The organism is Verrucomicrobiota bacterium (assembly GCA_016871495.1).
Lineage (GTDB): Bacteria > Verrucomicrobiota > Verrucomicrobiia > Limisphaerales > VHDF01 > VHDF01.
This window is the reverse complement of record VHDF01000192.1, coordinates 1-2,206: the sequence shown is the minus strand read 5'-3', so window position 1 is coordinate 2,206 and position 2,206 is coordinate 1. Positions and strand designations below refer to the sequence as shown.

Below are 2,206 nucleotides of genomic sequence, written 5' to 3'. Positions count from 1 at the left end.
TGCAGACGGCGTTAAGCAACGCGGCGTTGCGACGTCACGGGTTTTGGATGCCATCCGACCTTGCGGCCACCGTGTGAAGGGCCGCTGCGTTCAACCGCCGGATGCGGAAAACCGCACGTCCGGTGGTGTGGGAGGGTGCCGGGGCGCAATCCCCGGCACCCGACCCGATCAGGGGGCGGGAGAACCACGAAAATCACGAACAGGCACGAAATCAAAACCGGTGGAGATGGGGGGATCCCTTCCGATTTCTTTCGTGGAGGTTCGTCTCCCCAAAACCAGATGAATCAGCCGTGAGCGCCCCAGCCAATCAGCAGGTTTTCAACTTGAGCCAGGGAAGCGAGTTTGGCTTAATCCCGCTCCCTGGCGTGGCCGCGACCGCGCCGGAACTGGCTCGGTAGGATACCCAAGTGGCCAAAGGGGGAAGACTGTACATCTGCTTTATCCACAAGGACTTATGTGGACTCATTTGGGCCCACAAGGACTTACCGCATTTCTTTATTCGGCGAAACGGTCCCAAGTGGACCCAACGGGCCTCATTTTTCGTCGCGAGGGATACAATGCCGGATACAATGGCGTTTTCCCCCTCAGCGCATCTCCCGACTTCACCCGCGCACGCATGGCGCAGCTCTTTGACGTAGCCCTTACCCATCGATGCGTTCATGTCGCAGTGTCCAACCGAGGGTGGTTCCGTTGTTCGTTCAGCCAGGCTACGGCGGGATAAGTCGAAGTCACCGGCCAGGGCTTTCGCGCACATGACGGGGAATTCGGCCCTGCGGATGTTTTCCGGTCTGCCGTGGCCGAATGACGGCGACTGGCCGTTTCCGCCGGAGGAGTTTGAGAAGCAATTGAAGCGCGTGCTGGCCCTTGGGCTGCAGCATCATCGCGAACCGGTGGTGAAGGTGAGCGCGCGCTGACGCGTGTCAGCGTGAGCCGGGGCGGAAGTAATACGCGTTGCCGTAAATGAGCGCGCCTTCGGCGTTGCGTCGGAATTCCTGCATGAAACCGAGCAGGAAGCCGGCTTGTTCGAGGAAGGCGTGCGTTTCGCAAAACACCGCGCCGTTTTGATAAAGGGAGCGGAAGTTCACCTCGATGTAGATGGCCTGGATGCGATCGAGCAGCGCGCCGCAGCCGCGCAGCACTTTCAACTCCGCGCCTTGCACGTCGATCTTGGCCAGATCAAAGCGCGGCACGTCGGCGAGGCCGGGAATTTCATCGAGACGGCGGGTTTCGATCTGCGTCTGGCCGACTTCATGAAAATCGCGCTGCAGGACGGCGCTGGCATCGCCGACGGGATCGAGCAGGGAGCTGGAATCCGCCTTGTTGAGCACGCGAAGCGCGGTGGAGCCGCTTTGATCAGAAAGCGCATACGGATGCACGGTGCAGCGCGGCTCCGCGGCGTAGCGCTGACGCAGCAGCGAGATGGAATCCGGGAAGGGCTCGAAGAGGAAGACTTTTTCGACCGGGTAGTGGCGCAGGACGCGGTCGGTGAACTCGCCGTGATACGCGCCGATGTCGAGAAAGGTGCGGAAGGGGCCGCGCGGGAACTGGCGGAAGAAACGGAAGTCGCGGCGGCTGTCCTTGTTCAGGCAGAGGAGCGCTTTGCGCAGCGGTGAGGCATCGAATTGCGGTTTCATGATCGTGGAGCGGCGAGTTCGCGCATGCGGGTGGCGAGCGTGCGGGCGACGGCCTCGGCGGTGTAATGTTGCTCAAAACGGGCGCGTCCGCGCGTGCCCATTTCACGGCGCAGCGCGGCATCGCGGATGAGCTGCGTGAGTTTCTCGATCCACTCCGCGGTGCTGGAGGCGTAAAGCGCGCCGCCATTCTTCGACGCGTGAGTGATCCTGGCGGAGACGCGCGGCGATGAACTCGTTCGCGGGAAGCGCGAGTCTGGCCATGCGGAGGCTGGCGCTGAGCCGATGCTGAGTGCGCCAGCGGGTGAGGAAGTGATGCTTCTTTTCCAGCGGATGCCAGGTGGCGTCATCGATGTCAAAAATGACGGGCAAACCGCTGCGTGCGATGCGACGGCGGCGTGAGCCGGAGTAGAGGCGTTTTTGCAGCAAAATGCCGTCATAGCCGCTGAGGCTCAGACATCCTGACCTGGGGTGGAATCAGGATGAGCCGACCTGGCGGTAGATGAGACGGAGTTGGGTGGTCGGAAAGACGGTTTCTGTTTCAGTGAGGAGGATGCACATCTGGTGGATGGCGG

General features: G+C 61.7%; 2 protein-coding genes. Both read right to left on the bottom strand.

All coding sequences use genetic code 11. The features are described from left to right. Positions 1–920 precede the first annotated feature (920 nt). On the bottom strand, positions 921–1,634 hold the full coding sequence (locus FJ404_19770) for an FkbM family methyltransferase (GenBank protein ID MBM3825084.1): 714 nt from the start codon (positions 1,632–1,634) through the stop codon (positions 921–923). Continuing rightward, positions 1,631–2,071, bottom strand: coding sequence for a glycosyltransferase family 1 protein (locus tag FJ404_19765; protein MBM3825083.1), 441 nt, complete (start codon positions 2,069–2,071; stop codon positions 1,631–1,633). The genes FJ404_19770 and FJ404_19765 overlap by 4 nt, the downstream gene beginning before the upstream one ends. Positions 2,072–2,206 lie beyond the last annotated feature (135 nt).